The organism is Providencia sp. Marseille-Q8014 (genome assembly GCF_965112055.1).
On record NZ_CBCOPT010000001.1, the window covers coordinates 249,932 to 274,315 of the forward strand.

General features: G+C 42.5%; 21 protein-coding genes. 6 read left to right on the forward strand and 15 right to left on the reverse strand.

Going from position 1 to position 24,384, the window contains the following annotated elements; translation table 11 throughout:
• Nucleotides 1-18: 18 nt before the first annotated feature.
• The gene (gene phrB, locus ACWPW6_RS01085; RefSeq protein WP_196713901.1) at nt 19-1,491 is read right to left on the reverse strand and encodes a deoxyribodipyrimidine photo-lyase; all 1,473 of its coding nucleotides are present in this window, start codon (nt 1,489-1,491) and stop codon (nt 19-21) included.
• A 26-nt stretch (nt 1,492-1,517) separates the two neighbouring features.
• The gene (gene proP, locus ACWPW6_RS01090; RefSeq protein ID WP_163860519.1) at nt 1,518-3,020 is read right to left on the reverse strand and encodes a glycine betaine/L-proline transporter ProP; all 1,503 of its coding nucleotides are present in this window, start codon (nt 3,018-3,020) and stop codon (nt 1,518-1,520) included.
• A gap of 1,234 nt (nt 3,021-4,254) precedes the next feature.
• Between proP and poxB the strand changes: the two genes are divergently transcribed.
• Nucleotides 4,255-5,979, forward strand: a complete 1,725-nt coding sequence (poxB, locus tag ACWPW6_RS01095) for a ubiquinone-dependent pyruvate dehydrogenase (RefSeq protein ID WP_154622234.1) — start codon at nt 4,255-4,257, stop codon at nt 5,977-5,979.
• Between the two features lie 76 nt (nt 5,980-6,055).
• On the opposite strand, the gene ACWPW6_RS01100 is transcribed toward poxB, so the two are convergent.
• Nucleotides 6,056-6,955, reverse strand: coding sequence for a DNA-3-methyladenine glycosylase family protein (locus tag ACWPW6_RS01100; protein WP_154622233.1), 900 nt, complete (start codon nt 6,953-6,955; stop codon nt 6,056-6,058).
• 193 nt (nt 6,956-7,148) lie between these two features.
• Here ACWPW6_RS01100 and ACWPW6_RS01105 point away from each other — a divergent pair, with 193 nt between their 5' ends.
• From ACWPW6_RS01105 to ACWPW6_RS01115, 3 genes are read left to right on the forward strand one after another with little or no spacing between them, the layout of a single operon-like run.
• Nucleotides 7,149-7,694, forward strand: a complete 546-nt coding sequence (locus ACWPW6_RS01105; RefSeq protein ID WP_154622232.1) for a DUF2569 domain-containing protein — start codon at nt 7,149-7,151, stop codon at nt 7,692-7,694.
• Nucleotides 7,695-7,732: 38 nt separating this feature from the next.
• The gene (locus ACWPW6_RS01110) at nt 7,733-8,095 is read left to right on the forward strand and encodes a DUF488 domain-containing protein (RefSeq protein ID WP_154622231.1); all 363 of its coding nucleotides are present in this window, start codon (nt 7,733-7,735) and stop codon (nt 8,093-8,095) included.
• 13 nt (nt 8,096-8,108) lie between these two features.
• Nucleotides 8,109-8,603, forward strand: coding sequence for a DUF2569 domain-containing protein (locus ACWPW6_RS01115; RefSeq protein WP_154622230.1), 495 nt, complete (start codon nt 8,109-8,111; stop codon nt 8,601-8,603).
• Between the two features lie 41 nt (nt 8,604-8,644).
• On the opposite strand, the gene ACWPW6_RS01120 is transcribed toward ACWPW6_RS01115, so the two are convergent.
• From ACWPW6_RS01120 to ACWPW6_RS01150, 7 genes are all read right to left on the reverse strand, one after another.
• Nucleotides 8,645-10,213 (reverse strand): ATP-binding cassette domain-containing protein, encoded by a 1,569-nt coding sequence (locus ACWPW6_RS01120; RefSeq protein WP_249999665.1) that lies wholly within the window; start codon nt 10,211-10,213, stop codon nt 8,645-8,647.
• A gap of 326 nt (nt 10,214-10,539) precedes the next feature.
• Entirely contained in the window at nt 10,540-12,054 is a 1,515-nt protein-coding gene (gene glpD / locus ACWPW6_RS01125) for a glycerol-3-phosphate dehydrogenase (RefSeq protein WP_154622228.1), read from the reverse strand.
• A gap of 460 nt (nt 12,055-12,514) precedes the next feature.
• The gene (locus ACWPW6_RS01130) at nt 12,515-13,273 is read right to left on the reverse strand and encodes a DeoR/GlpR family transcriptional regulator (protein ID WP_163860523.1); all 759 of its coding nucleotides are present in this window, start codon (nt 13,271-13,273) and stop codon (nt 12,515-12,517) included.
• A 26-nt stretch (nt 13,274-13,299) separates the two neighbouring features.
• Entirely contained in the window at nt 13,300-14,145 is an 846-nt protein-coding gene (gene glpG, locus ACWPW6_RS01135; RefSeq protein ID WP_249999667.1) for a rhomboid family intramembrane serine protease GlpG, read from the reverse strand.
• Nucleotides 14,146-14,161: 16 nt separating this feature from the next.
• Nucleotides 14,162-14,485, reverse strand: a complete 324-nt coding sequence (gene glpE / locus ACWPW6_RS01140; RefSeq protein ID WP_154622226.1) for a thiosulfate sulfurtransferase GlpE — start codon at nt 14,483-14,485, stop codon at nt 14,162-14,164.
• 90 nt (nt 14,486-14,575) lie between these two features.
• A complete protein-coding gene (gene nfuA / locus ACWPW6_RS01145) occupies nt 14,576-15,154 on the reverse strand; it encodes a Fe-S biogenesis protein NfuA (RefSeq protein ID WP_454209250.1) in 579 nt (192 codons plus the stop codon).
• A 63-nt stretch (nt 15,155-15,217) separates the two neighbouring features.
• On the reverse strand, nt 15,218-15,901 hold the full coding sequence (locus ACWPW6_RS01150; protein ID WP_154622224.1) for a phosphoribosyltransferase family protein: 684 nt from the start codon (nt 15,899-15,901) through the stop codon (nt 15,218-15,220).
• Nucleotides 15,902-15,934: 33 nt separating this feature from the next.
• Here ACWPW6_RS01150 and bioH point away from each other — a divergent pair, with 33 nt between their 5' ends.
• A complete protein-coding gene (gene bioH / locus ACWPW6_RS01155) occupies nt 15,935-16,714 on the forward strand; it encodes a pimeloyl-ACP methyl ester esterase BioH (protein ID WP_154622223.1) in 780 nt (259 codons plus the stop codon).
• 50 nt (nt 16,715-16,764) lie between these two features.
• Here bioH and ACWPW6_RS01160 read toward each other — a convergent pair whose 3' ends face one another.
• The 5 genes from ACWPW6_RS01160 to ACWPW6_RS01180 all read right to left on the reverse strand — a co-directional run bounded on the left by ACWPW6_RS01160 (nt 16,765) and on the right by ACWPW6_RS01180 (nt 23,615).
• The gene (locus ACWPW6_RS01160) at nt 16,765-17,970 is read right to left on the reverse strand and encodes a hypothetical protein (RefSeq protein WP_249999669.1); all 1,206 of its coding nucleotides are present in this window, start codon (nt 17,968-17,970) and stop codon (nt 16,765-16,767) included.
• A gap of 109 nt (nt 17,971-18,079) precedes the next feature.
• The gene (locus ACWPW6_RS01165) at nt 18,080-18,313 is read right to left on the reverse strand and encodes a FeoC-like transcriptional regulator (protein ID WP_154622221.1); all 234 of its coding nucleotides are present in this window, start codon (nt 18,311-18,313) and stop codon (nt 18,080-18,082) included.
• Between the two features lie 10 nt (nt 18,314-18,323).
• A complete protein-coding gene (gene feoB / locus ACWPW6_RS01170; protein WP_154622220.1) occupies nt 18,324-20,642 on the reverse strand; it encodes a Fe(2+) transporter permease subunit FeoB in 2,319 nt (772 codons plus the stop codon).
• Nucleotides 20,643-20,698: 56 nt separating this feature from the next.
• Nucleotides 20,699-20,929, reverse strand: a complete 231-nt coding sequence (feoA, locus tag ACWPW6_RS01175; protein WP_154622219.1) for a ferrous iron transporter A — start codon at nt 20,927-20,929, stop codon at nt 20,699-20,701.
• 352 nt (nt 20,930-21,281) lie between these two features.
• Nucleotides 21,282-23,615 (reverse strand): Tex family protein, encoded by a 2,334-nt coding sequence (locus tag ACWPW6_RS01180; RefSeq protein WP_249999671.1) that lies wholly within the window; start codon nt 23,613-23,615, stop codon nt 21,282-21,284.
• A gap of 157 nt (nt 23,616-23,772) precedes the next feature.
• On the opposite strand from ACWPW6_RS01180, the gene greB reads away from it, so the two are divergent.
• Nucleotides 23,773-24,258 carry a transcription elongation factor GreB gene (greB, locus tag ACWPW6_RS01185; protein ID WP_154624386.1) on the forward strand — a complete coding sequence of 162 codons (486 nt, stop codon included), beginning with the start codon at nt 23,773-23,775 and terminating at the stop codon, nt 24,256-24,258.
• Nucleotides 24,259-24,384: the final 126 nt, after the last annotated feature.

Sequence of the window (24,384 nt, forward strand, 5' to 3'; positions counted from 1 at the left end):
TATTGGACAGTATAATCCTTAACTTAAATTATTACTTTGATCATTAATGGTTTTTATACTGTCATTTTTTCCTGCCTCGAAAGCCGCTAGAGTGGCTAAACGAGCCTGTTTGTGATCAACAATGGGGGCAGGATAGTCTAAGGTTAGGTTATTCGCCTCAGCCCACTCATGAGGAGTATGAATATATTTGTCCGGTACTGAACTTAATTCGGGTAACCACTGGCGAATAAATTCACCCTGAGGGTCAAATTTCTTTCCTTGTGTTGTCGGATTAAAGATACGGAACCATGGTTGCGCATCTGTCCCCGTGGACGCTGACCATTGCCAACCACCATTATTGGCGGCAAGCGTGCCATCAATCAGTTGTTGCATAAAGTATCGCTCACCAAGGCGCCAGTCTATGAGCAAATCTTTCACTAAAAAGCTAGCAGTGATCATTCTTAGGCGATTATGCATCCAACCGGTGGCGTTAAGCTGACGCATTGCGGCATCGACGATAGGATAGCCTGTTTGTCCATTTTGCCATGCATTTAGGTCCGTATTGTTCGTGTTCCACTGAATATATGTTGTCCACTCAATAAAAGGCTGGTGGCGGCACAAGCGGGGGAATGCGACCAATAAATGATGATAAAATTCACGCCATATCAGTTCATTGAGCCATGTAAATGCACCACTATCAGGTGAATCGAAAACATGCGGGTTTTCAGCAAGCAATCGATTTAAACATTGTCGTGGTGAGAGAACACCTATCGCTAAGTAAGGCGATAATTGGCTGGTTCCATCAATAGCAGGAATATCACGCTGTTGCTGATAGTGTTGGACCTTAGTACGGCAAAATTGCCGTAGTTGCTGCAATGCAGCAGCTTCTCCAGCCGGAAAATGGGGCGCAATATCCACCGCGTGATGCTCAAACAGGGGTTGTGATAGCGTCTGGAGCTTCAGTGCGTTATCTCTTGGCTTAGGGGCTGCCAAAGAGCGAAAATCCGCCGTTATCAACTGACTAATAAAGGCTCGGCGAAAAGGTGTGTATACCTGATACATTTCACCTTTTTGATTGGTGACTGATTGAGGCGGTAATAAGAGTGCGTCATCGAACGTGTGGACATGAAAAGGTAATGTTTGTTTTAACAACCATTCATCGCGCTTACGTTCGTTCAATTCATATTGACGGTTGAAATAGAGGTGATCGGCCTGTTGCTGTTGTGCAAACTCGACGACCCAGTGTGCTGCACTTGAAAAATCAGCGACTGTCTGACAAATCAAGGGGATGCCTAGCTTCGCCAGTGAGTCGCGTAGCGCAAGCAGATTTTGGTGTAAGAACGTGATTTGTCGGGAAGAAAGGTCATGTGCCCGCCATTGTTCCGGTGTTGCAGTAAACAAGGCGAGCACTTTAGCCTCGGGATCAGCACAAGCAGAAGACAGGGCTTTATTATCGGTGACTCTCAGATCATGACGAAACCAGACCAAATGACAAGCCTGTTTCTTGACCATCTTCTGCTCCTTTGCCTTACATAGACTTAGTCTAATTTAGGGTGCTGATTAATTAACGATTGGCGTTTTTTCTCAAGTTCTGCAATCTGTTGTTCAATATCTTCAACCTTCTGTTCAATATTGTCATAGTGCTCACTTAAGATTTCTTTTGCTTCAGCCTTATCTGATGCAGCCGGTGTCGCGCCTCTTAGTGGTTTATTTGCTGTTTCTGGCATTTTAATCCCAGTGTACAAGCCTATCAGCGCGATAACCATCAAATAAAAGGCTGGCATATACAGGTTGTTGGTGGATTCAACTAACCAAGCCGCGACGGTTGGTGTCGCACCGGCAATCAATACCGAGATATTAAATGCGATCGCGAGAGCACTGTAACGAATATGAGTTGGGAAAATGGCGGGTAAAATAGACGCCATCACGCCAGTAAAACAATTAAGTAAAACGGCTAAAATCAGTAAACCAACGAAGATCAAACCCACAGAACCGCTGTCAATCAGCATAAAGGCCGGATAGGCTAAAATAATCAGGCCTAAGCTTCCCGCAATCACAAATGGGCGACGACCTATTTTATCGCTGGTTAAGCCAATAATAGGCTGAACAAATAACATACCAATCATAATTGCAATAATGATAAGCACACCATGGTCAGCTGAATAATTCATGTTATGCGATAAGTAACTTGGCATATAGGTCAGCAACATATAGTAAGTCACGTTAGTTGCGATAACCAGCCCCACACAGATCATTAAGCTCTTCCAGTACTTTGTTACCACTTCACGGAAAGACACTTTTGGTGGGTTTTGAATATTGGCTTTATCTTGTTTTTCCAGTGTTTCAACATGTTGTTGGAATGCTGGCGTCTCTTCAAGCGCATGACGCAAATATAACCCAATGATACCCAGTGGCAATGCTAAGAAGAATGGAATTCTCCAACCCCAATCATGAAAATTTTCTTCTCCGACAATGCTCGAAATCAGGACGACGACACCAGCCCCTAATACGAAGCCAGCAATAGAACCAAAGTCTAACCAACTTCCCATAAAGCCGCGTTTTCGGTCGGGTGAATATTCGGCAACAAAGATGGCTGCACCTGAATATTCTCCACCAACGGAGAAGCCTTGAGCGAGTTTCGCTAACAGCAGCAGAATGGGAGCCCAAATACCAATACTTTCATAGGATGGGATCAAACCAATCGCGAACGTACTGATCGACATAATAATAATGGTGATCGCCAAGACTTTTTGTCGGCCGTATTTATCACCTAAGATCCCGAAAACAACACCGCCTAAAGGCCTAACGAGAAAAGGCACGGAAAACGTTGCCAATGCGGCAATCATCTGAACGCTCGGTGATGCGCCAGGGAAGAAAACTTGACCAAGTACATAAGCTAAGAAGCCATATACACCAAAATCAAACCACTCCATCGCATTACCCAGCGAAGCCGCTGTAATGGCTTTTTTCAATTTCCCATCATCAATGATAGTAATATCATTAATATTTAATGGTTTTTCTTTTTTCTTTCTGAATTTCATGGAACCATCCTCTTATCTGAATCTCGGAACATAAGGAACTGCATTCATGATGTGTGTGGCGTCCATATCTCTACAGCTAACTTGGGTAAGATAAACAGAGAGACTGTTATATTAGAATAGTCGTTATCTATAGAATGCATAAATATTTTATTAATCACCTGTAGAAATCATCAATATGAATAGCGTGTTATATCCGATTACTAAGACAATTAGGGGAAAATCACCGCTAATAATTGTGAAGAGACGAACGAAGAAGCGGAAAGAATAGCGAGTTATTTTGTTGTTGTGTATTTTTTAAATAAAGCAAAACATGTACCTTTAGGTAACCTTACATAGCGACTAATAATACAATAATATCGAATAAATGTAAAACGTTAGTCTTTTATGCTACTTTTTGTGGCGTTATTGACTTTTTAATCTCGCAATGAGTGCTTAATTAGGGGTGATATTTATATTGTTGTTTTTTAAAGAAAAAATAAGTGTGAATTCGACTTTGTTATATACGGTTTTTCGCCTTCCATTTGCAGATAATAAAATCCTGATATAAGCCGACATCAATCATTCTGTGTTGAAAACAAAAGCCCGTTAAAATACCTTCAGGGTTATCTGATTATTTGGCAGGTTATTGCGTTGAATAATGAGCTGATAGGAAAATGGTATAAAGATAAAAAGCGTGACTAGCTGTTCTTTCTATTTGTGTCACAGTGAGTGGTCCTTTTGACCACCCTGAATGATTCAGCTTATATATTATCAGTCTGCTTATTCTACATTAAGTTGAATGAATATTGCTGGAATATTGCAGTATCATGACCATTGTGGCAATCGTCGATAATATTCATGTTTCAATAATTCCCAGCAAAATGAAAAGTGAAGGGGCATTTTATTTTTAGGATGACTAAGGGGCTGTTTTCAATTCGTGATGATAGCCAATAGGAACCTTATATAATCTTATTTCGATTTGTTGTTAAGTTATTGTTAATGCGGTTTATTTTTGTTATTTCATCTTTTCGCTATATTTAATTTATTCTGTATCCAGACTCTTCTTTTGATATTAGTGGATGATTATCCTGTTCTTACTAGCGATGGGTTTTCGCTGGTATGAACAGCAGATTTAATTAGTTACACTAAGTTAAGTAAATATACATTGGTTTAATAATGATGAAGTGTCACAGCGAGCATGATTTTGACTTGTTGTGAGTGATTTTAACTTAATCTGACTTAAAAGAGTGCCATTATGAAAAAACAGACTGTTGCATCCTATGTCGCGAAGGTCCTAGAAAATGCAGGTGTTAAGCGTATTTGGGGCGTTACTGGTGATTCACTGAATGGTTTAAGTGATAGCTTACGCCGTCTTGGCACAATTGAATGGTTAGGCACTCGTCACGAAGAGGTTGCGGCATTTGCAGCGGGTGCTGAAGCACAAATGACTGGTAACCTTACAGTTTGTGCAGGTTCATGTGGACCCGGTAATATGCACCTGATTAATGGTTTGTATGATTGCCATCGTAACCGTGTACCTGTATTGGCAATTGCGGCACATATCCCATCAAGCGAAATTGGTAGCAACTATTTTCAGGAAACACACCCAACAGAGTTATTCCGTGAATGTAGCCACTACTGTGAGATGATCTCTAACCCTGAGCAGCTTCCCCAAGTGCTTGGCATTGCTATGCGTAAAGCAATTCTGGAAAAAGGTGTGTCTGTGATTGTATTGCCTGGTGATATCGCGTTACGTGACGCACCAGAAACCGCTAATGATACATGGTATCAGCCGCAAGCTCCGTTGATCATGCCACAAACGTCTGAAATAGCTAAATTAGCGGATGCACTGAATCAATCAGAAAATATTACACTATTCTGTGGTGCGGGATGTGCAGGGGCACACGATGAAGTGGTTAAACTCGCAGAAACATTAAAGGCACCTGTCGTACATGCCTTGCGAGGTAAAGAGCATATTGAATGGGATAACCCATATAGCGTTGGGATGACAGGACTCATTGGCTTCTCATCGGGTTACCATGCGATGATGAATGCGGATACCGTTGTCTTACTCGGCACTCAATTTCCATACCGCGCATTCTACCCACAAGGGGCTAAAATTATTCAGATCGATATCAATGCGGGCAGCTTAGGCTCTCATTGCCATATTGATATGGGATTGATCGGTGATATTAAAGCGACTTTGACAGCCTTACAGCCGCATTTAACAGTGAAACAAGATCGCCACCATTTAGATAGCGCATTAAAACATTATCAAGAAGCTCGTAAAGGCCTTGATGATCTAGCGAAACCGGGGCATGAAGATGTGATTCATCCACAGTATTTGGCTAGTCGAATCAGTGCACTTGCAAATGATGATGCTGTATTCACGTGTGACGTCGGTACACCAACGGTTTGGGCTGCTCGTTATTTAAAAATGAACGGTAAGCGCCGTTTAATTGGTTCGTTCAACCATGGCTCAATGGCGAATGCAATGCCACAGGCAATGGGGATCCAATCCGTCGATAAAACTCGTCAGGTCATTACAATGAGTGGTGACGGTGGCTTTAGTATGTTGATGGGGGATCTGTTATCGCTAGCGCAAATGAATTTACCGGTAAAAGTGATCGTTCTGAATAATAGTGTTTTGGGCTTTGTTGCGATGGAGATGAAAGTCGGTGGCTTCTTAACTGAAGGTACAGACCTCCATAATCCTAACTTTGCTGCTGTGGCTAACGCCGCCGGTATCAAAGGAATTCGTGTTGAGAAAAGCGAAGACGTGGATGCGGCATTGAAAGAAGCATTTGCACATGATGGCCCTGTTGTGGTCGATGTGGTGACTGCAAAACAAGAGCTCTCTATGCCACCAACCATTAATCTGCAAGAAGCTAAAGGCTTTAGTTTGTATATGCTGAAGGCGATTTTAAGCGGTCGTGGTGATGAAGTTGTTGAACTCGCGAAGACAAACTGGATACGTTAATTCATCTATCGCTTTGCTGTTAGATTGACCATTTAAGCCAACCAACCTTAGCCGGTTGGTTGGTATTTATAGGCCATTAATATCCTGCCGCAGATTGGCTACGCCATAAGTGTGCTGCCACTAAAGCACGCCATGGAGTGAACTCCTCAAGCCATTTTTCAGTTTCTTTCGCTGTAGGTTGCGTTTCCATACCAAGTAGTGATTGCAAGTTGCGCCGAACAGCAACATCGCCATGCAACGAGCCATCAAGATAATTAAAACCACGTAACAAGGCATAACTTACCGTCCATGGGCCAATACCTTTTAGGCTAACCAGTTGGCTGGATAATTTTTGTACCTCTTCAGCGTTGATTGGTGATGTGAGGTCGATGTGATGATTTAAGAGCGCTGCACATAGGGCTCTGAGCGCCGTCAATTTACTGGCCGAAAGCCCTGTCTGCCGTAGTGTCAGATCATCGACCGCAGTCACTTGTTGTGCATCTGGAAAACACCAAATTCCAGATGAATGCCTAGACCCTGTGGCTTGAATAAAACGCCGGCGTATTGCGATTGCCGCGGTAACACTAATTTGCTGACCGATAATAGCCCAAATTAAAGCTTCAAATGGGCTAGTCGATTGATAGATGCGCAGGCCTTGTTGTTGTTGAATTAATTTACCAAGAATGGGATGAGATAAATATTGTGCTTCAAATTGTTCGACCGCTTGTTGTAATCCAAGCATGTGCTTGCCTACCTCAACCAATTTTTGTTCGCAAGGTTGCGTTTCCCCCTTATCTATTTCAAGACTCATCGTGGCTTGATTGCCATCAATAGCAATGAGCAGCTGAGCAGGGGAGCGATCCCACAGTATGCCTTTACGTAATAAGTTTCCCTCAACAATTTCTGCAATATTGTGTTGGTCCCGTAAATGGAAGGCAAAAAAATCATCAGCCCGAAAATGGGAAGGCAAACGTAGTTGGGTGGTTATTTTTTGCATCACATAGGCCTTATCGGTGTCATTTTTGTCATATGTAGGGAGGCAAGCTGCATTTATTATTCAAAACCATTTTGGCATTTTAAATTTGAATTTCAAAGGTGATCTCTTAGCAAAAAAGAGTTAGATTTAAATCAAATATGAGTTACGCTTCAGCTGCTTTTGTTGTCTATAAATGAAAAGCAAGGATGTGATGATGAATGAATTAGAAGAACGCTCTACACAACGCGATGATCATAAGGTATTGAGTCAAAATACGCCTAATTCGCCTTTAAACGATAACAGGGAACTTAAACCCGCGGGCTTTGGTGGGTGGTTGATATTACCAATGTTGGGGATCATTATTTCTCTTTTTTATCTCCCTTATACATTTTGGCGTTCATATGCGGCAACATTTGAATATTGGGGACTTTTAACGGATCCTCTTTCTCCTTCTTTTATGCCAATGTTCAAAGAGCTTATCTATTTTGAAGTACTGGGTAACATAATTGTTTATGGAACATTGTTATTTTTATGTTATCTCTTTTTTACTAAAAAGAAATTAACGATAAAAGTCATTATTTTCTTTTATGTCTTTTCTTTAGTCTTAGTCATTGCCGATGTTATTCTTGTGAAAGAGCTTCTTTCCGTTCCTGTCGATGACGATGACACCAGAAATATTATTCGTGCGATGAGTGCCTGCGCTATTTGGATCCCTTATTTTTTGAAATCTGTTAGGGTAAAAAATACCTTTGTGAATTAAATCATCAGTCAATATTAAAGTGACTAACGAGAGGGTGCATGATTGACTGTAAAAGAGTTTATGATGCTGTCTCACCAAGCGATGGTTATCGTGTGCTGATTGACCGATTATGGCCAAGAGGAATTAAAAAAACAGATTTGCAATATGATGAATGGAAAAAAGAAGTGGCTCCGTCTAATGAGCTGCGAAAGTGGTTTCATCAAAACACCGATCAGTTTGATAAATTCGTTGAAAGATATCAGCAGGAACTGAATGATAATCCATCGGCATGGATCCCACTGGTCGAAAAAGCTCAGCAAGGTAATCTGACATTACTGTATAGTGCTAAAGATAAGCAGCATAATCAGGCACTGGTCTTAAAATCATATCTAGAAACAGCGCTAAGTCATAAAAAGAAATAAGGTTATTAATAAGATGGATGTAAATCAGCCGGCGACTTCAACGGCTCCTCAGAAAGCACCACTTCAGGGAATTGGTGGATGGCTTATTTTTCCTACGATAGGTTTGTTTTATATGCTGTATCAAACCATCATGATGATGCTGTTCGATATTAATCAAGTCAAATTAGCTTGGCATCTTGCGACTAATGTCAATTCTGATTTTTATGTCAGCGGATTTTCAACGGCCTTTTATTTGCTACAAATGAGTCATGGCATATTGATTGTCTTGTTGTTGTGGACTTTTATTGCCGCGTTAAAATGGCGGAAAAGTGCAAAGCTGCTTTTCATTATTTCTATGCTATTTTATATCGTAATGATTATTGGCTCGCGTTTTATCTTTCCTAGCGTTTTTGGTTTGGAAATTAAATATAGCTATATTATGAATGTGGCAAATAGCAGTTTTTATTGTTTGATTTGGATACCTTATTTTTTAGTGTCTGAAAGAGTTAAACAAACATTCATTAAGTAACCACAAGCTTATAGGCTGCCCGTTGGCAGCCTATAAGCTTATTAATCTGAGAGCACGAATTCATTTGTGATCCCACAGTTCTCGACAAAGGTGTCATCATGGGACACCAAAAATAAGGTTCCCTTGTAATCACTGAGCAATCCCTCTAATAAGTTCTTTGAATCTAAATCGAGATGGTTATCCGGTTCATCGAGTAGTAATACGGCTGGTGGAGTAGGGCTATGTGTTAGAGCCAATAGTGTTGTTTTTAGCTGTTCACCACCACTGAGATGCTTTATAGGTTGCAGTGATTTATCACCTCTGATCCTTAACATACCCAATTGCGTTCGCCATTGTTCAATGGTAAATGCAGGTTGATAATTATGCAGCGCTTCGGCGGCGGGTAAATCTTTATTCAATAAATTAAGATGTTGATCAAGATAGCAAAATGCAGGATTGATTCGATATTCACCTGATATGGCTCGTATTTCTCCTGATAATATTTTTAATAAGGTCGATTTCCCACTGCCGTTGCGTCCTTTAATGTGCCAATGTTCTCCCGTATAGGCCGTGAAGGAAAGTGGCGTGGTATGCCCATAAGGTAATTGCAATTGGGAAGCAAAAAGGGTGACTTTGCTGCCATCAGGTTGGTAATTTAGGGTCATCTTTTGTTGCTTGCTATGAATTTGTTTATCTTGGGTTTCCTGTAATTGCCCTTGCAAATCACTCATGACACGTTGGTGCCGTTCAGCGACATTGGATTGCCTTTTCTGTGCACGATTGGTTTTCATATCCAATAACAGCAGAGATTGGGAACCGCTATAACGAATCTTCTCACCTTGTTTACGACGCTGTTCCGCTTTTTGTATCGTGAGGTGCTGTTGACGTTTTTCTTGGCGGATTTGGTGATCGAGTCGCTCTGTTTTGGCTTCAATCGCGGCCATGGCAAACTGTTTTTGCTGCTCATAAAGCGCAAAATCCCCCCCGTACTCATGTAGGCCTTTATCCGTTAATTCAAAGATGGTTTGCATCTGCCCCAGTAACGAGCGGCTATGGGTGATCACTAAAGACCCAGCCTTATGTTCAGCTAGCTTGTTGCTTAACCATTGACGCCCTTCATGATCAAGATGGTTATCGGGTTCATCTAAGAGTAAGAAATGATTTTTATGGAGGAAGGCACGACATAGCGCTAGGCGTGTGCGTTCACCACCACTAAGATGATTAATAGGCTCATCTACCATAATGGGCAATTTGGCCGAGTCTAACAAGCTTTGCCACTCAGCGGGTAGGTGCCATTTATCTTCTAATAGCTCAAAATCTTCCATCGTCGCATTCCCTGTATCGACGCGTGTGAATGCATCGACTAATGCACTAACGCCTAAAGCATCCGCAATAGAATTCCCTTCAAGGCGAGTCAACTGCTCTACATGAATAAAAGGCATCATCCAATTGATATGACCTGTTGTGGGTATCATTTGTTGGGCAAGCAGGCGCATTAATACGGATTTTCCTTTGCCATTATTCCCAATGAGTGCATTTTGTTGGCACTGCAAGGTTCCGCTCAGAGGAGAAAACAGCGCATTTTGGTTAAATTCGATATTGAGTTGTGAGAAATGACAAGCAACAGTCATGTGTACCTCCTGAGTACAGGGGGCAGACAATACAACATAGTGCGTTCATTTCACGAAATGAGGGGCTGAGCGATTATTGTCTGCCAAAATCAGAAAAAGTTATACCGTTAAGGTATCTGTAAGCATTTTCTGGCAGATCTCAAATCATCGTCGGGGAATACCTTTAGTGAGGTTGAAGGAAAGCAACGTCATTATTTAATCAGACTAAATAGCTTTAAGCAACTGATAAAATACAATGACATTCACGACATAAAAAAGAAAAAGCCGGTCAGTGATAAACTGACCGGCTTTGACTGCATTGCCAACGAGATTTTTACAATTGTTTCTTATGACGCAATTGTGACTGGTTGAGCCGCTTTCATTTGCTCTGCCAGCCATTGTGCGATGCGCTGTTTTTCACTTTCATTCAGCCACATGCCCAATTTGGTACGACGCCAGATGGCATCATCTAATTCAGTTACCCACTCATGCTCGACTAAGTAACGTAGTTCTGCTTCATACAGGTTATGGCCAAAGGCTTCACCTAGGTCAGTGAGTGAGTTTGCACCCTCTAAGATGAGTTTGCTTTGGCTGCCGTAAGTTCTCGCAAAACGTAGTGCAAGGCCTTCAGGTAACCAATCATAACGTTGACGGAGTAAGCGTGCGTAACCATCACGATCACAACCTTCAATGTCGCCACCAGGCAAGACACCATTTTTAGTCCATGCAGCACCTGCGTTTGGATAATAAGGCGCCAGTTTTCCAACCGCTGCTTCTGCTAACTTACGGTAAGTTGTTAATTTACCACCAAAGACAGAGAGCAATGGCGCTTGGCCATTTTCATCGTGAATATCTAATGTGTAATCACGAGTAATGGCTTGTGGAGAGTCAGACTCATCGTCACATAATGGGCGAACGCCTGAGTAATCCCATACGATATCATCTTTGCTTAACTGTTTTTTGAAGTGGTCATTATAGACTTTCAGTAGATAAGCGACTTCATTGTCATCAATGCGCACATCTTTTGGATCCCCTTTATATTCGACATCGGTCGTACCGATAATGGAGAATTCATCCATCCAAGGGATCACGAAAACAATACGATTGTCTTCATTTTGTAAAATATAGGCTTGAGGCTCGTCATGCGCACGTGGTACGACAATATGGCTACCTTTAATAAGGCGAATGCCATAAGGTGATTTCAGTTTCAAACCATCGTCAAAAAATTCTTTCACCCATGGGCCTGTCGCGTTAACTAAGCCTTTAGCTCGCCATGTTTCTTTTGTGCCAGTCAGAAGGTCTTCTGCCTCAACAACCCATAGGCCGTTTTCACGGTAGGCTTTAGTTACTTTTGTCCGCGTACGAACTTCACCTTTTTTACGTACCACTTCTTGAGCGTTTAGTACAACTAAACGCGCATCATCGACCCAGCAGTCAGAATATTCGAAACCTTTATTGAGTTCAGGTTTGAGCACTGAATTTTGACCAAACTTCAATCCTTTACTACCCGGTAAACTGGTACGTTTGCCTAAATGGTCATACAAGAACAAACCGATACGGATCATCCAAGCTGGACGTAGATGAGGTTGGTGCGGCAGACGGAAGCGCATTGGAAATGCGATATGTGGCGCAAGTTTTAATAATACTTCACGCTCAGCTAATGCTTCGCTGACGAGGCGGAATTCGTAATGCTCAAGATAACGTAAACCACCGTGGATCAGTTTTGAACTCGCAGATGATGTCGCACTGGCTAAGTCTTGAGCCTCAAGCAGCAATACAGATAGTCCACGGCCAGCGGCATCTGCCGCGATACCAGCGCCGTTGATACCGCCGCCGATTACAATCAAGTCTTTAGTTTCCATGCATCCCCCTGAGATGTTCGAAACAAGTTCTATAATGTTCGTTTTCGCTCATTTGATTGTAATCAAAATTGGCTAATATGCCAACTACTAACCAATAAAAAACAACAACTGCGTGATAAAGATAACAAAACAGTCTCATTAACCATAATAATAGTGTGTTTATTTTTACAAAATGAACATGTTCGAGCATTAACGAAAGGTCGTCATTGGGTGAGTAATCGTATGAGAGGCAAAGAATAAGTCGCTTGAAAGGCGACAGAGATTCCAAAAAGGTTCAGAGAGATGCAGACTGCTGACAAACCTATTATGTTTGGCGGCAAGTCGAATAGGTTTTGAAAATAAACGAGAAAATCAATTTATTGATTTTCGGCTGATAACACAAAGCGGGAAAAACTACGCTTTTATCCCACTTTGTCAACAACCTCAGATGGTCGCTTAAGCCACCATCTGGAGGCGTGATTTAGCACAGTTCTAGTTGTACATTGTGTTGCTCAATGACTTTTTGAATACTGTCGGGGGGGAGTTTATCGGTAAATAAGTAGTCGATAAGGTTCATGTTACCAAGGTTGACCATCGCATTACGGCCAAATTTTGAATGGTCTGTCACTAACATGACACAGCGTGAATTTTCAATAATGGCACGTTTAGTGCGCACCTCATGATAGTCAAACTCAAGTAATGAGCCATCCATATCAATTCCACTGATGCCTAAGATGCCGTAATCCAGCCTAAATTGGGAAATAAAGTCTAGAGTCGCTTCACCTACAATACCACCATCTCGTGAACGCACCTCGCCGCCTGCTAAAATCAAACGAAAATCTTCTTTTGGCATGAGGAGTGTTGCGACATTCAAATTATTCGTCACGACTCGGAGGTTTTTATGATTCACTAACGCATGCGCAACCGCTTCTGGGGTTGTACCGATATCGATAAATAAGGTCGCACCGTCAGGGATCTGGCTCGCGACGCGTTGTGCAATCCGCGCTTTTTCATTTGACCACATAATCTTACGGTCATGGTAGGCCGTATTGACAGAGCTAGAAGGCAACGCGGCACCACCATGGTGGCGCTGGATTTTGTTTTGTTCAGCAAGGTCATTGAGGTCACGACGGATCGTCTGAGGGCTAACCTCGAAATGTTCGACAAGCTCCTCAGTGCTCACATAGCCCTGAAGGCGAACGAGTTCAATGATTGCATCATGTCTCTGGGTCTGTTTCACGGTGTTAGCCTCTAATTATATATGTTCTATCTGGAGCTCTGGTGTTTAAAAGTATGCTTATTATCCCATATTCCCATCAATAATCCGATAATTAACCCTGAGATATGTGAGGCATTGGCGATATCGTTACCTAGAACACCTAAGTTACCTAAAAAGAGCCAGACGATGACAAAAATCATTAATCCCCGAGGGGCACTTACTTCTTTTTCCGGTTGACGCTCACCCGTTAACCAAGCATAACTGATAAGAGCATAGACCACACCGGATAACCCACCAAAATTAGACTCACTGTACAGAGATTGAGCCCAATTACAGAATAGGGCAGAAACGAGAAAAATGGTGAGCAGTTTTCCAAAGCCTAATCGACGTTCAACCTGACTGGCTAAATACCACCATAAAACCAGATTAAAAACGAGTTGGGAAAGTGAAAACTGAACGAATACAGGGCTAAACCAGCGCCACAACTCAAATTGTTGATCTTCTCTTGGCCATGCAAAATAACGCAATACATCAAGGTGTTGAGTCATATCTAGCCAAAAATAGACCCCGATGCAGATGAGTATTACAGCGATGGTTAAAGGGCCTGATTGCGCTTTTAAGTTCGCGAGTGTCAGGGTATTGCGATATTTAAACCCTGCTTCTGTAGTGCCTGTTTCCCAACTTGCTGCGATATAACGTGGATTTGTCGGGTCTTGCAAAAAACGCTCGAGTTCATGTTGTACTTTCGCTAGGTGCTCTTCGTCATTGAGCCAAAGTTCAACTTGTTGCTGTTCTGGGACTGTGTGTATTTTTAATGGAATATGTTGGCTTGCCATATAATCGACAAAAGCCTGAGCCATTCTGGGATTTTCGAATGAAACAACGTGGATCATGAATGGATGTTCTCGCTTAGAGAGCCGTGACGGCTTGTGGATATTCCCTTAACCAAGCTTCGAAACCACCGTTTATGCTATAAACGGATTCGAAACCAATATTAATCAGATACTGTGCAGCGCCTTGGCTACTATGACCGTGATAGCACATCACCATGATAGTTTGTTCATAATCAGTTTGTTCTAGGAAGGTGCTCAGTGTTTCATTGGTCAAATGATAGGCGCCACTCGCGTGACCCGCACGAAAACTTTGTGGATCACGAACGTCCACTAATATTGCGGAGCCATCAACCCAATGTTGGTATGCCTGTGCAGGCGTTAGCGTCTCAAATTGTTCCATAACATACCGGATAGTAAAGGTGGTTTAATAATAAGAGACACCCGCAGTACAATACGGGTGTCGTAAAAACAGGTTAAATCGCGTGAACATTTAGTAGAATGAGTGTTCACCACGTTGGTGTTCAGTCAAGTCTTTCACACCTTTCAACTCACCTTCAAACATTTTCAGAAGTTCTTTTTCAATCCCTTCTTTTAAGGTGACATCGACCATAGAACAACCGTTGCAACCCCCACCAAACTGTAAAATAGCAAAGCCATCATCGGTAATTTCCATCAGTGATACGCGACCACCATGGCTAGCCAGTTGTGGGTTAATTTGTGATTGTAAAACGTACTCAACACGTTCGATAAGTGGTGCATCATCAGCCACTTTACGAATTTTTGCATTAGGTGCTTTAAGTGTGAGTTGTGAACCTAATTGGTCAGTCACGAAATCAATTTCAGCGTCTTCTAAGAATGGCGCACTGATTTCATCAACATAAGCCGATAAAAGCTCGAATTTCAGCTCTTGGTCTGTTGCTTCAACAGCGTCTGGTGGACAGTAGGAGACACCGCACTCAGCAGAAGGTGTACCCGGGTTAATGACAAATACGCGAATTTGGGTTCCAGGCTCTTGATTTTCCAGTAATTTGGCAAAATGAGCTTGTGCTGCTTCAGTAATATTAATCATAATCATTTGCTCAATAATAGTTGACCGCTTTAGTTGGTTATAATACGCCCATTTGCCCCCTTTCTACAAGGTGCGACACAGGGACCAAGCCTGTACTGTCTGTACACCCGCACAAATCAGCAATTGTGCAGCGGCTTGCATGGTGGCTCCTGTCGTTAATACATCATCTAAAATCGCGACTCGCTGACCTGTTATAGGCCTCGTCAGGGTAAATGCACCATTAAGATTACTGTAGCGGTATTTACGTTTTAATGTTATCTGAGTCAGTGTATCACGAGTGCGTAATAATGAATTTCTTGAATAGGTGATATTTAACCATTTGGATAAATATTCGCCAATAAAGGCAACATGGTCAAACCCACGAGACCACAGGCGTTTAGAGTGTGGTGGGATTGTCAGCAGTAAATCAGGTTTAGGCCAAAGTGATTGACGATAGCCATTTAGCCAATGTAAGGCATAGATCTTTGCAAGGGTAAAAGCCAGCTGAGGTTGTGGATGAAATTTATAACGATGGATTAACTTTCTCAACGGGGCTTGATATGGGCTTACCGTAATCAATGTATGCCAAGCGGGGGGATGCTTCAAACAGCGGCCACACATGATGCTGCCTTGTTCGGTAGGGAGTGCGCAACGATGGCAGCAATTAGGCATTGACGGCAAGTGCCTTATGCAAAATGAACAGATTCCTTGGTCAGCTAATTTTAATGGCTGTTGGCATAGCCAACAGGCACCTTGCATTGCTAGCATAGACATATTCCTGTGAAAAAAGAGAGTGTAACCATGACACAACTGTATTGGGAGACAATTGGGGAAGGTTCTCAAGATCTTGTGCTGCTGCACGGATGGGGGTTGAATGCTGAGGTATGGCGTTCAATTATTCCGCGAATCGCCCCGCATTTTCGTTTACATCTGGTTGATATGCCGGGTTATGGCCGTAGCCAAGGTTTTGAGGCGATGGATCTACAAACAATGGCCAATACGCTGTGGCAAAATGCCCCCGAAGGCGCTATTTGGCTGGGTTGGTCTCTCGGTGGGCTAGTTGCTAGTCGTATCGCACTTGACCATCCATTCCAGATAAAAGGGTTAATCACTGTCGCTTCATCTCCCTGCTTTCAAGCTCATGCGAGTGATTGGCCGGGAATAAGATCCGAAGTATTAGTTGGGTTTGAACATCAATTAGCAACAGATTTTCAGCGCACAGTCGAACGTTTTCTGGCATTACAAACATTAGGAACAGAGAGTGCTCGTAATGATGCTAGGTTACTTAAAGCCATTGTTACCGATCAGCCTGTGCCGAAAGTAGAGACCCTCAATGCCGGATTGGAAATGTTGCGCGTTGTCGATTTACGCGATGAGTTAAAACAGCTCACAGTTCCGTTTTTACGCCTTTATGGTTATCTCGATGGACTCGTGCCACGCAAGGTAGCTGCCTTATTGGATGATAGGTATCCCAACTCCCCTTCCGTAGTGATGCGTCACAGTGCGCATGCGCCATTTATCTCCCATCCAGATGAGTTTTGTGAATACTTACTCGATTTTTTGGCGCGTTTAGAAGGATAAAGCCGTAGGAGCAGTGGTCAAAAGACCACTGACTAGCGATAACAAACAGGTTATGAACTAAAAAGACTGTCATAAGAGGGCAGTGGTGCAGGCGTATGGGAGGCGTTTGACTCCCTCATCACTAACTCGCTTGGGGGAGCCGATGGTTCAAAGCGGAATGGAGGAGCAGAAGGTTCAAAAGCGGTTGCATGCCGATTGAACGATTGCGGTTGGTTGACCGATGGACGAATGTGATAAAACTTTTTGTATTTCAATGTGTCAATTGAAAGGCCATGTTGATGGCTATAGGTTTTGGCTTTCGTGATTAGGCTATTCAAAAAGGTATCTAAGTTATTGAAGGTCTTGATGCCCACATTAGGGTCAAAGAGTGTAAAAAGGGGGGTATCCTTTTTAGGATCCTTACGAATATAACCCGCTAAGGTATCTTCACCGATAAAAATTTGTATCCCTGTTTCTTTACGGCTGGTTTTGGCAAGCTGGGCGTCTTCACGTAGCATATTCTCAATGTCTACGGGAGCGCTGATTTGAAATAAATAGGTTAACGTTGTCTTGCTTTCTGCGTTTAAACCATTTTCTTTCATCGATTGATCATACTGTTTTAATTTAGGGCAGCGCATTTGCTCTGCGGCGATATTAAGACAGGCTTGTATTAACGCATCATTAGGCTTTCGAACCAATTCTGCAAGATTACCGACAACACTATTTTCCAGTTTTTCAAAGAAAATGTGGCTTAAAGAGGGGGGTAATTTATTAACGTTGTGCAGCACTTTAAATTTTAGTGCTACGAAATATTGATATGCTAATTGATGAACTCTGTCATTATACTTTTCAAAATGTTGGTGTTGCACGAATGGATTATGCGGGTTACTCGCATCCGCTCTTTTATGTTTTATGAGTGACTGTTCGGGGGTTAACGCTTTACCCTCAATCTTAGCGGAACAGGAATAGTACTCTTGATAGCGTTTTATTTTATCTAATGGTTTCTGAGTTTCGAGTATTTTTTGGATACTTGCGGTCATTAACTCATGAGAAATAGCCGTTTTACTTTGTGACCTGCCATCAGATTTAAGATAATTTTGAGCATGAGATAATAAGTTAATATAACTATTCCCTTTATTTTTGACTGAGGTGATCAGGAAGTAAGCGGTAAGTCCTTTACTTAAGTTATATTGTGCTTCTGGTGGGATCGTTTGGTTCTGTTGGCGAAAGTAGTTTTCGGTGTGATTTACAAATAATTGTTTATCAAAGTGTGGCATAAATACATCCTCTTTTTCATTGAATGAGATGATGTATTTTAGTGATCAGCTTGATGAAAACTTTAAAAAAGAGACAATGCCAAAATATTATTGCTCTCTCAATAATCTGTTATTTGATTTTATAGATAGGGTGTGAACAGCCGGTACTTTCGGGGCAACCTTTACAACTTGTGCTGGTTAAACAAGCACTAACATCCACTTTTTCTAATTTTCCCATCGCGACTAACTTTTCCAACATGGCTTGCACCATAGGTTGAGGCGCATGGGAGTGTTTACAGAGTAAGTCAATGTCAGCTTGCCCATACAGTGCAATTAAGTCTCTGATTTGTAACAAGCTGACCATGATTAACCCCTTAGTGACACGTTTTGCCTGAGCAATCGGAACATGATTTAGCGGTAGCACTGGCTAAATTCAGAGTGACTCGACTGCGCGCTCGGCGTAATAAGGCAAAGAGCACCATATTAAATATAATGACTGTAACAATGGTTATTAAGCTACTTTGTGGATGCAGGCTGAATGTCGCGGTTTGGTAAAATAGAGCCGCTAAACTGTAAGCGACATTGAGTCCCCATAAAATCGAGAAGCTCATCCAGCTTTTATTGGTTTCTCGCGCAATGGCTCCCATAACCGAAACACACGGGACATACAGCAACACAAAGATGAGGTAGCTGTATGCCGCGATGTCAGAACCAAATTTAGCCGCCATGGTTCCCATCGAACCGGATTCCATTTCGCCATCACCTTTACTGGCTTCGATAGGATTTGAAAGGGCACTTAGGGTAAAGGTCTCTTTCAAGCTATCCCATGTTTCGACTACTGCATCTTCAAGTTCTGCTAGCAAATCAAATGACTCAGCATCGAAAGGTTCTGCCGTAATACTTTCCGCGGTATACAGGGTGTTTAAGGTCCCCACAACGACCTCTTTTGCCATTGCCCCCGTAATTAAGCCCACTGTGGCTTGCCAGTTATCTGTGTGCACCCCAATCGGTTGTAAAACAGGCGTGATCACTTTACTGACGGAAGCTAAAGCAGAGTCATTAATATTATCAACGGGTTTGCCGGATAAAGAGAAACTATTCAAGGCACCAATAAACATACTGGCGATAACGATCACTTTACCTGCACGAACCACAAACCCTTTTAAGCGCTGCCATGTTTGGATCAATAAGGTTTTAAGGTGTGGAACATGATAAACCGGTAGTTCCATGACAAAGGGGGAAGCTTCACCACGCATGAGTGTATGTTTGAGCAGGAGACCCGTTAAGATAGCCACCACGATCCCCAAAATGTAGAGTGAAAAAACAATACTCGCCCCATTTTTACCAAAGAATGCCGCCGCAAATACGGCAAAAATTGCCAAACGTGCACCACAGGACATAAACGGTGCCATGAGCACGGTAATTAAACGTTCACGTGGTGCATCCAGTGTACGCGCCCCCATAATAGAAGGAACGTTACAACCAAAGCCAACAATCAGTGGTACGAAGGATTTACCGGGTAGGCCTAACGCTTGCATTAACCTGTCCATCACAAATGCGGCGCGAGCCATATAGCCTGAATCTTCTAAGACCGATAAAAATAGGTACATCATACCGATTTGCGGTACGAGTGGGAGAACGGTATTAATACCTCCACCAATCCCTTGGGCGAGGAATACTGTTAGCCAATCAGGGAAACTAAAATAATCACCAATCCATTGTATGCCATGAATAAAAATGGCTTCTGAAGCCCCTTCAAAGAACGGTTGTAGTGCACCGCCAATATTAATGGCCAGAACAAACATCAGATACATGACAAATAGGAAAATCGGCACCCCAAGCCAACGATTTAAAATAATTTTATCCAGTGACTGAGTTAATTGATTAGGTTCAGCAGCACTATTGTTTATCGCTTTTTCACAGATAGCGGCGATGGATTGATAACGCGCATCCGCTATTAGCAGTTCAGGTTCTTCATTTAAGCTATTTTTTAAGTTTTGCTGAGTAGCATGTAGTTGTGCTTCTGTAATATTTGCACGTTGGCGACTATAAATATCACCTTCAAGAATTTGCAACGCCAGCCAACGACGCTGCTGTTGACTGAATTGTTGTGCTGAAATTTGTTCTGATAATGTATCGACCGCTTGTAATAGCGCCGTGGGATACTCAACCAAGGCTGTCATGTTATTTTGTGGGTGATTATCAATAGCTTGTTTGAGCTTATCAATGCCCGTTGCTCGAGTTGAAACTAAAGGAATAACAGGGCAGCCTAATTGTTGCTGTAATTTTTCCACATCGATTTCAATATGTTGGCTTTGTGCGATGTCCAGCATATTCAGCGCCACAATACAGGGCACGCCTAATTCAACTAATTGTAATGTCAGATAGAGATTACGCTCTAAATTAGAGGCATCTACGACGTTGATGAGCATATCGGCTTCACCGCTGAGGATAAAATAGCACGCGATTTGCTCATCCAGCGATGTTTGCTCAGAAATCGTTGTTAAAGAGTAAGTCCCCGGTAGGTCGACTAACTCAATATGATGTTGCGTTGTATTAAAGCGCCCAACCTTTCTTTCGACAGTCACCCCTGCCCAGTTACCAACACGTTGGCGAGACCCTGTTAATTGGTTAAACAGTGTGGTCTTACCTGCGTTTGGATTGCCAATTAGACCGATAGTTAATGGTTTCATAGTGTTTACCAGTAATAAAAATTTAAGATAACGACCTGGTGCAGTAATCCGTGATGTTAGGTGGCTGTGGTTTCGTCAAGGTTAAGTAACGCTAAATCTTTTTTGCGTAATACAAGACTCACTCGATGTGTTTCGATTTGAATCGGATCACCGAAAGGAGCACAACGCACCACCTTAAAGATAGAGCCGGGTAATAGACCAAGTGAAAGCAATTTTTGTCGGTAAGCGGGGCTTATCTGTGGTGAGAAACCGAGTATTTTGTAGCTATGTTGAGGAAGTAATGACATAACGCCTTCCGTTTATCATGAGTAGTAATGATAATTATTAAAAATATAATTTTTTATGGACCAAAAAAGACAGTAAGTAGTAATAAATCTAATTAATAATGAGAATTATAATCATCAACTATTCACTATATTTAGCCTCTTTTTTCGTCAAGCTGAATTGATATGGATCAACTAAGCATTGAGTATACGGGCACTTCGGATTGATGAACCTAAGTTGTGCAGGTAAATAAAAACAGTTTAATGTATTCGTTTTGTTAAATATTAACGTAATGAAATTGTCGGGGTGGGATTAAAAACCTCTACAATCAAAGAGAAAGTCGATTGTAGAGGTGTTTTTATTGCGGAGTCTGACTTAGCGTTTTTTGCCAAATGCGGCGGCGAGGGCATCGCTCATCGCACTGTTTCCCGCGGAACTATTATTTTTTCGTGAAGTATCGCGAGGTGTCGACGGTGTTTTCCGTGAGTTTCTATCTTGCGAATGGTTCGTTCTACGCGATGGACTATGGCTATCACCCGGTTGCTCATCTAAGCGCATAGTGAGCGCGATGCGTTTACGCGGAATATCAACGTCGATCACTTTGACTTTTACAATATCGCCAGCTTTGACCACTTTATGCGGGTCATCGACATAACTGTTAGACAGCGATGAAATATGGACTAAACCATCTTGGTGAACACCGATATCGACGAACGCACCGAAGTTAGTGACATTAGTGACTGAGCCTTCAAGGATCATGCCCAATGTCAAATCATTCATGGTTTCGACACCTTCAGCAAAGGTTGCCGTTTTAAACTCAGGCCGAGGGTCTCGACCCGGTTTATCTAGCTCTTTGATAATATCCGTGACGGTAGGAACACCAAACTGCTCTGTTGTAAAATCATGGGGGCTTAAACTATTCAAGGCTTGTGAGTTGCCCATGATCTCTTTGAGAGGTTGACGAACGGCATCGAGAATTTTTTCAACGACAGGATAAGCCTCTGGGTGGACTCCAGACGCATCAAGTGGGTTGTCACCGTTAGTGATACGTAAGAAACCGGCACATTGTTCAAAGGCTTTTGGCCCTAAACGAGTCACTTTCAAGAGCTGTTTTCGGTCGTTAAAACGGCCATTCTCATCTCGCCAATTCACGACATTCTGAGCGATCATTTTGCTCAAACCAGCAACACGCGTAAGCAAAGCGACAGATGCCGTGTTTAAGTCAACCCCGACTGAGTTTACACAATCCTCGACTACCGCATCGAGTTTACGGGCTAGTTGCGTTTGGCTGACGTCGTGCTGATACTGACCAACGCCAATCGATTTCGGATCGATTTTTACTAATTCAGCGAGGGGGTCTTGCAGACGACGCGCGATAGAAACGGCCCCACGTAGTGATACATCAAGGTCTGGGAACTCTTGTGCTGCCAGCTCTGAAGCGGAATAGACGGATGCGCCCGCTTCACTCACAATGACTTTTTGTGCCGTCACTTCAGGATACTGTTTTTGCACTTCGGCAAAGAAACGCTCTGTCTCTCTAGAAGCGGTACCATTACCAATGGCCACCAATTCCACTTGGTGCTTTTGGCATAAGGCAGCAACCACGGCGGCGGCTTTCGCTGCTTGCCCCGTATGTGGATAGATAGTCTCTGTTGCGATGAGTTTACCTGTTGCATCGACGACCGCGACTTTAACGCCGGTACGTAAGCCGGGATCGAGGCCCATCGTTGCGCGCATCCCAGCGGGTGCGGCCATTAATAGGTCATGGAGGTTACGCGCAAATACATTGATTGCTTCATCTTCTGCTTTTTCTCGCAAGGAACTCATGATTTCCGTTTCAAGATGAAGCAGCACTTTGACACGCCATGTCCAACTGATGACGGCTTTACGCCATTGGTCGGCTGGTGCATTGTTTAACCTAACATCAAGGTGACGTGTAATGATTTCTTCACAGTAACTCTCTTTAGGCGGCTCTTCGAATTGTGGGTCACAATTCAGTGACAGTTGTAAGATCCCTTCATTACGACCGCGGAACATGGCTAATGCGCGGTGAGAGGGAACGGAAGAAACAGGCTCTTGATGATCAAAATAGTCGCTAAATTTTGCTCCCTCCGTTTGTTTTCCGTCAGCAACTTTGGAAACAATGTGGGCATTTTTTAGCAAATAGTCACGCACTTTGGCTAATAATGTCGCATCTTCAGCGAAACGTTCCATTAAAATATAACGGGCGCCATCAAGTGCCGCTTTGACGTCAGCAACCCCTTTTTCTTCATTGATATAGGCTTGTGCTAAATCATCCGGTGATTGGCTAGGGTCATGCCATAAGGCTTCCGCTAATGGCTCTAAACCTGCTTCAATCGCGATTTGTCCACGAGTACGGCGTTTAGGTTTAAAGGGTAAGTAAAGGTCTTCTAGTTCGGTTTTATTGAGGGTATTGTTGATGGCAGCGGCGAGTTCAGGGGTGAGTTTCTCTTGTTCTTCTATTGACTTAAGGATAGTTTGCTTACGCTCATTCAACTCTCGTAGATACCCTAAACGGCTCTCCAGTTGACGAAGTTGGGTATCATCTAGCCCACCGGTCACTTCTTTACGATAACGGGCAATAAAAGGAACAGTGTTTCCTTCATCCAGCAGTGTGATAGCAGAAAATACCTGTTTCGTCTGAACTTGTAGCTCTGCTGCAATTATTTGGCTTAGAGTTTCATTCATGTCGCTTTTAATACCTAATCAATGAATAATAAAAAAATTTATGGCACTGTTATACTTGCACAGAGGCAGAATTTCTAGGGCGAACTTTATTAAAGTCAAAGAATAATTCTGTATATAATTTATAATTATCTAACTTGCTTACTAATTTATAAAGGTTATGAATAAGAGTCTGTTAATCACACGCGAAGGCTGGGATGCTCTGGACAAAGAACTTAAGTACCTTTGGAAAGAAGAGCGTCCAAGAGTGACCCAATCCGTTTCTGAAGCCGCAGCACAAGGCGACCGCTCAGAGAATGCGGAATATATTTACGGCAAAAAACGCTTGCGAGAAATTGATCGTCGAGTTCGTTTTTTATCTAAAAGATTGGATCAACTCAGGATTGTCGAACCTGACCCACGGCAAGAAGGGCGTGTTTTTTTTGGGGCATGGGTTAAACTAGAAGATGATGATGAAAATATCAGAATATTCCGGTTAGTGGGTGCTGACGAATTTAATCCCTCTAAAAATTGGATTTCGATTGACTCTCCAGTAGCTCGAGCACTAGTTGGTAAGCAGGTTGACGATGAAATTACTGTCAACACGCCGGGGGGGATTGTGACCTATTCGATATTAGAAATTAGTTATAAACCTCTAGCCCTATAACGCGTAAAATTATTCATTAAATTTCAAGTTGATGGTAAATTAGAGCATTAACTATTTTATATTTAACTTATACGCAAAATAATTAAGTTATATACCACTATCACAGGCTAGCGAAAAAACGCATTA

Excerpts from the sequence above, each read along its gene's own strand:
- ACWPW6_RS01110 (WP_154622231.1), top strand. The coding sequence starts at position 7,733 with ATGATTGACTGTAAAAGAGTTTATGATGCTGTCTCACCAAGCGATGGT.
- feoB (WP_154622220.1), bottom strand. The coding sequence starts at position 20,642 with ATGAAACCATTAACTATCGGTCTAATTGGCAATCCAAACGCAGGTAAG.
- glpD (WP_154622228.1), bottom strand. The coding sequence starts at position 12,054 with ATGGAAACTAAAGACTTGATTGTAATCGGCGGCGGTATCAACGGCGCT.
- ACWPW6_RS01150 (WP_154622224.1), bottom strand. The coding sequence starts at position 15,901 with ATGCTAGCAATGCAAGGTGCCTGTTGGCTATGCCAACAGCCATTAAAA.
- proP (WP_163860519.1), bottom strand. The coding sequence starts at position 3,020 with ATGAAATTCAGAAAGAAAAAAGAAAAACCATTAAATATTAATGATATT.
- ACWPW6_RS01115 (WP_154622230.1), top strand. The coding sequence starts at position 8,109 with ATGGATGTAAATCAGCCGGCGACTTCAACGGCTCCTCAGAAAGCACCA.
- ACWPW6_RS01180 (WP_249999671.1), bottom strand. The coding sequence starts at position 23,615 with ATGAATGAAACTCTAAGCCAAATAATTGCAGCAGAGCTACAAGTTCAG.
- ACWPW6_RS01165 (WP_154622221.1), bottom strand. The coding sequence starts at position 18,313 with ATGGTCAGCTTGTTACAAATCAGAGACTTAATTGCACTGTATGGGCAA.
- phrB (WP_196713901.1), bottom strand. The coding sequence starts at position 1,491 with ATGGTCAAGAAACAGGCTTGTCATTTGGTCTGGTTTCGTCATGATCTG.
- greB (WP_154624386.1), top strand. The coding sequence starts at position 23,773 with ATGAATAAGAGTCTGTTAATCACACGCGAAGGCTGGGATGCTCTGGAC.
- ACWPW6_RS01160 (WP_249999669.1), bottom strand. The coding sequence starts at position 17,970 with ATGCCACACTTTGATAAACAATTATTTGTAAATCACACCGAAAACTAC.
- bioH (WP_154622223.1), top strand. The coding sequence starts at position 15,935 with ATGACACAACTGTATTGGGAGACAATTGGGGAAGGTTCTCAAGATCTT.
- glpG (WP_249999667.1), bottom strand. The coding sequence starts at position 14,145 with ATGATCCACGTTGTTTCATTCGAAAATCCCAGAATGGCTCAGGCTTTT.
- glpE (WP_154622226.1), bottom strand. The coding sequence starts at position 14,485 with ATGGAACAATTTGAGACGCTAACGCCTGCACAGGCATACCAACATTGG.
- ACWPW6_RS01105 (WP_154622232.1), top strand. The coding sequence starts at position 7,149 with ATGAATGAATTAGAAGAACGCTCTACACAACGCGATGATCATAAGGTA.
- ACWPW6_RS01120 (WP_249999665.1), bottom strand. The coding sequence starts at position 10,213 with ATGACTGTTGCTTGTCATTTCTCACAACTCAATATCGAATTTAACCAA.
- feoA (WP_154622219.1), bottom strand. The coding sequence starts at position 20,929 with ATGTCATTACTTCCTCAACATAGCTACAAAATACTCGGTTTCTCACCA.
- poxB (WP_154622234.1), top strand. The coding sequence starts at position 4,255 with ATGAAAAAACAGACTGTTGCATCCTATGTCGCGAAGGTCCTAGAAAAT.
- nfuA (WP_454209250.1), bottom strand. The coding sequence starts at position 15,154 with ATGATTAATATTACTGAAGCAGCACAAGCTCATTTTGCCAAATTACTG.
- ACWPW6_RS01100 (WP_154622233.1), bottom strand. The coding sequence starts at position 6,955 with ATGCAAAAAATAACCACCCAACTACGTTTGCCTTCCCATTTTCGGGCT.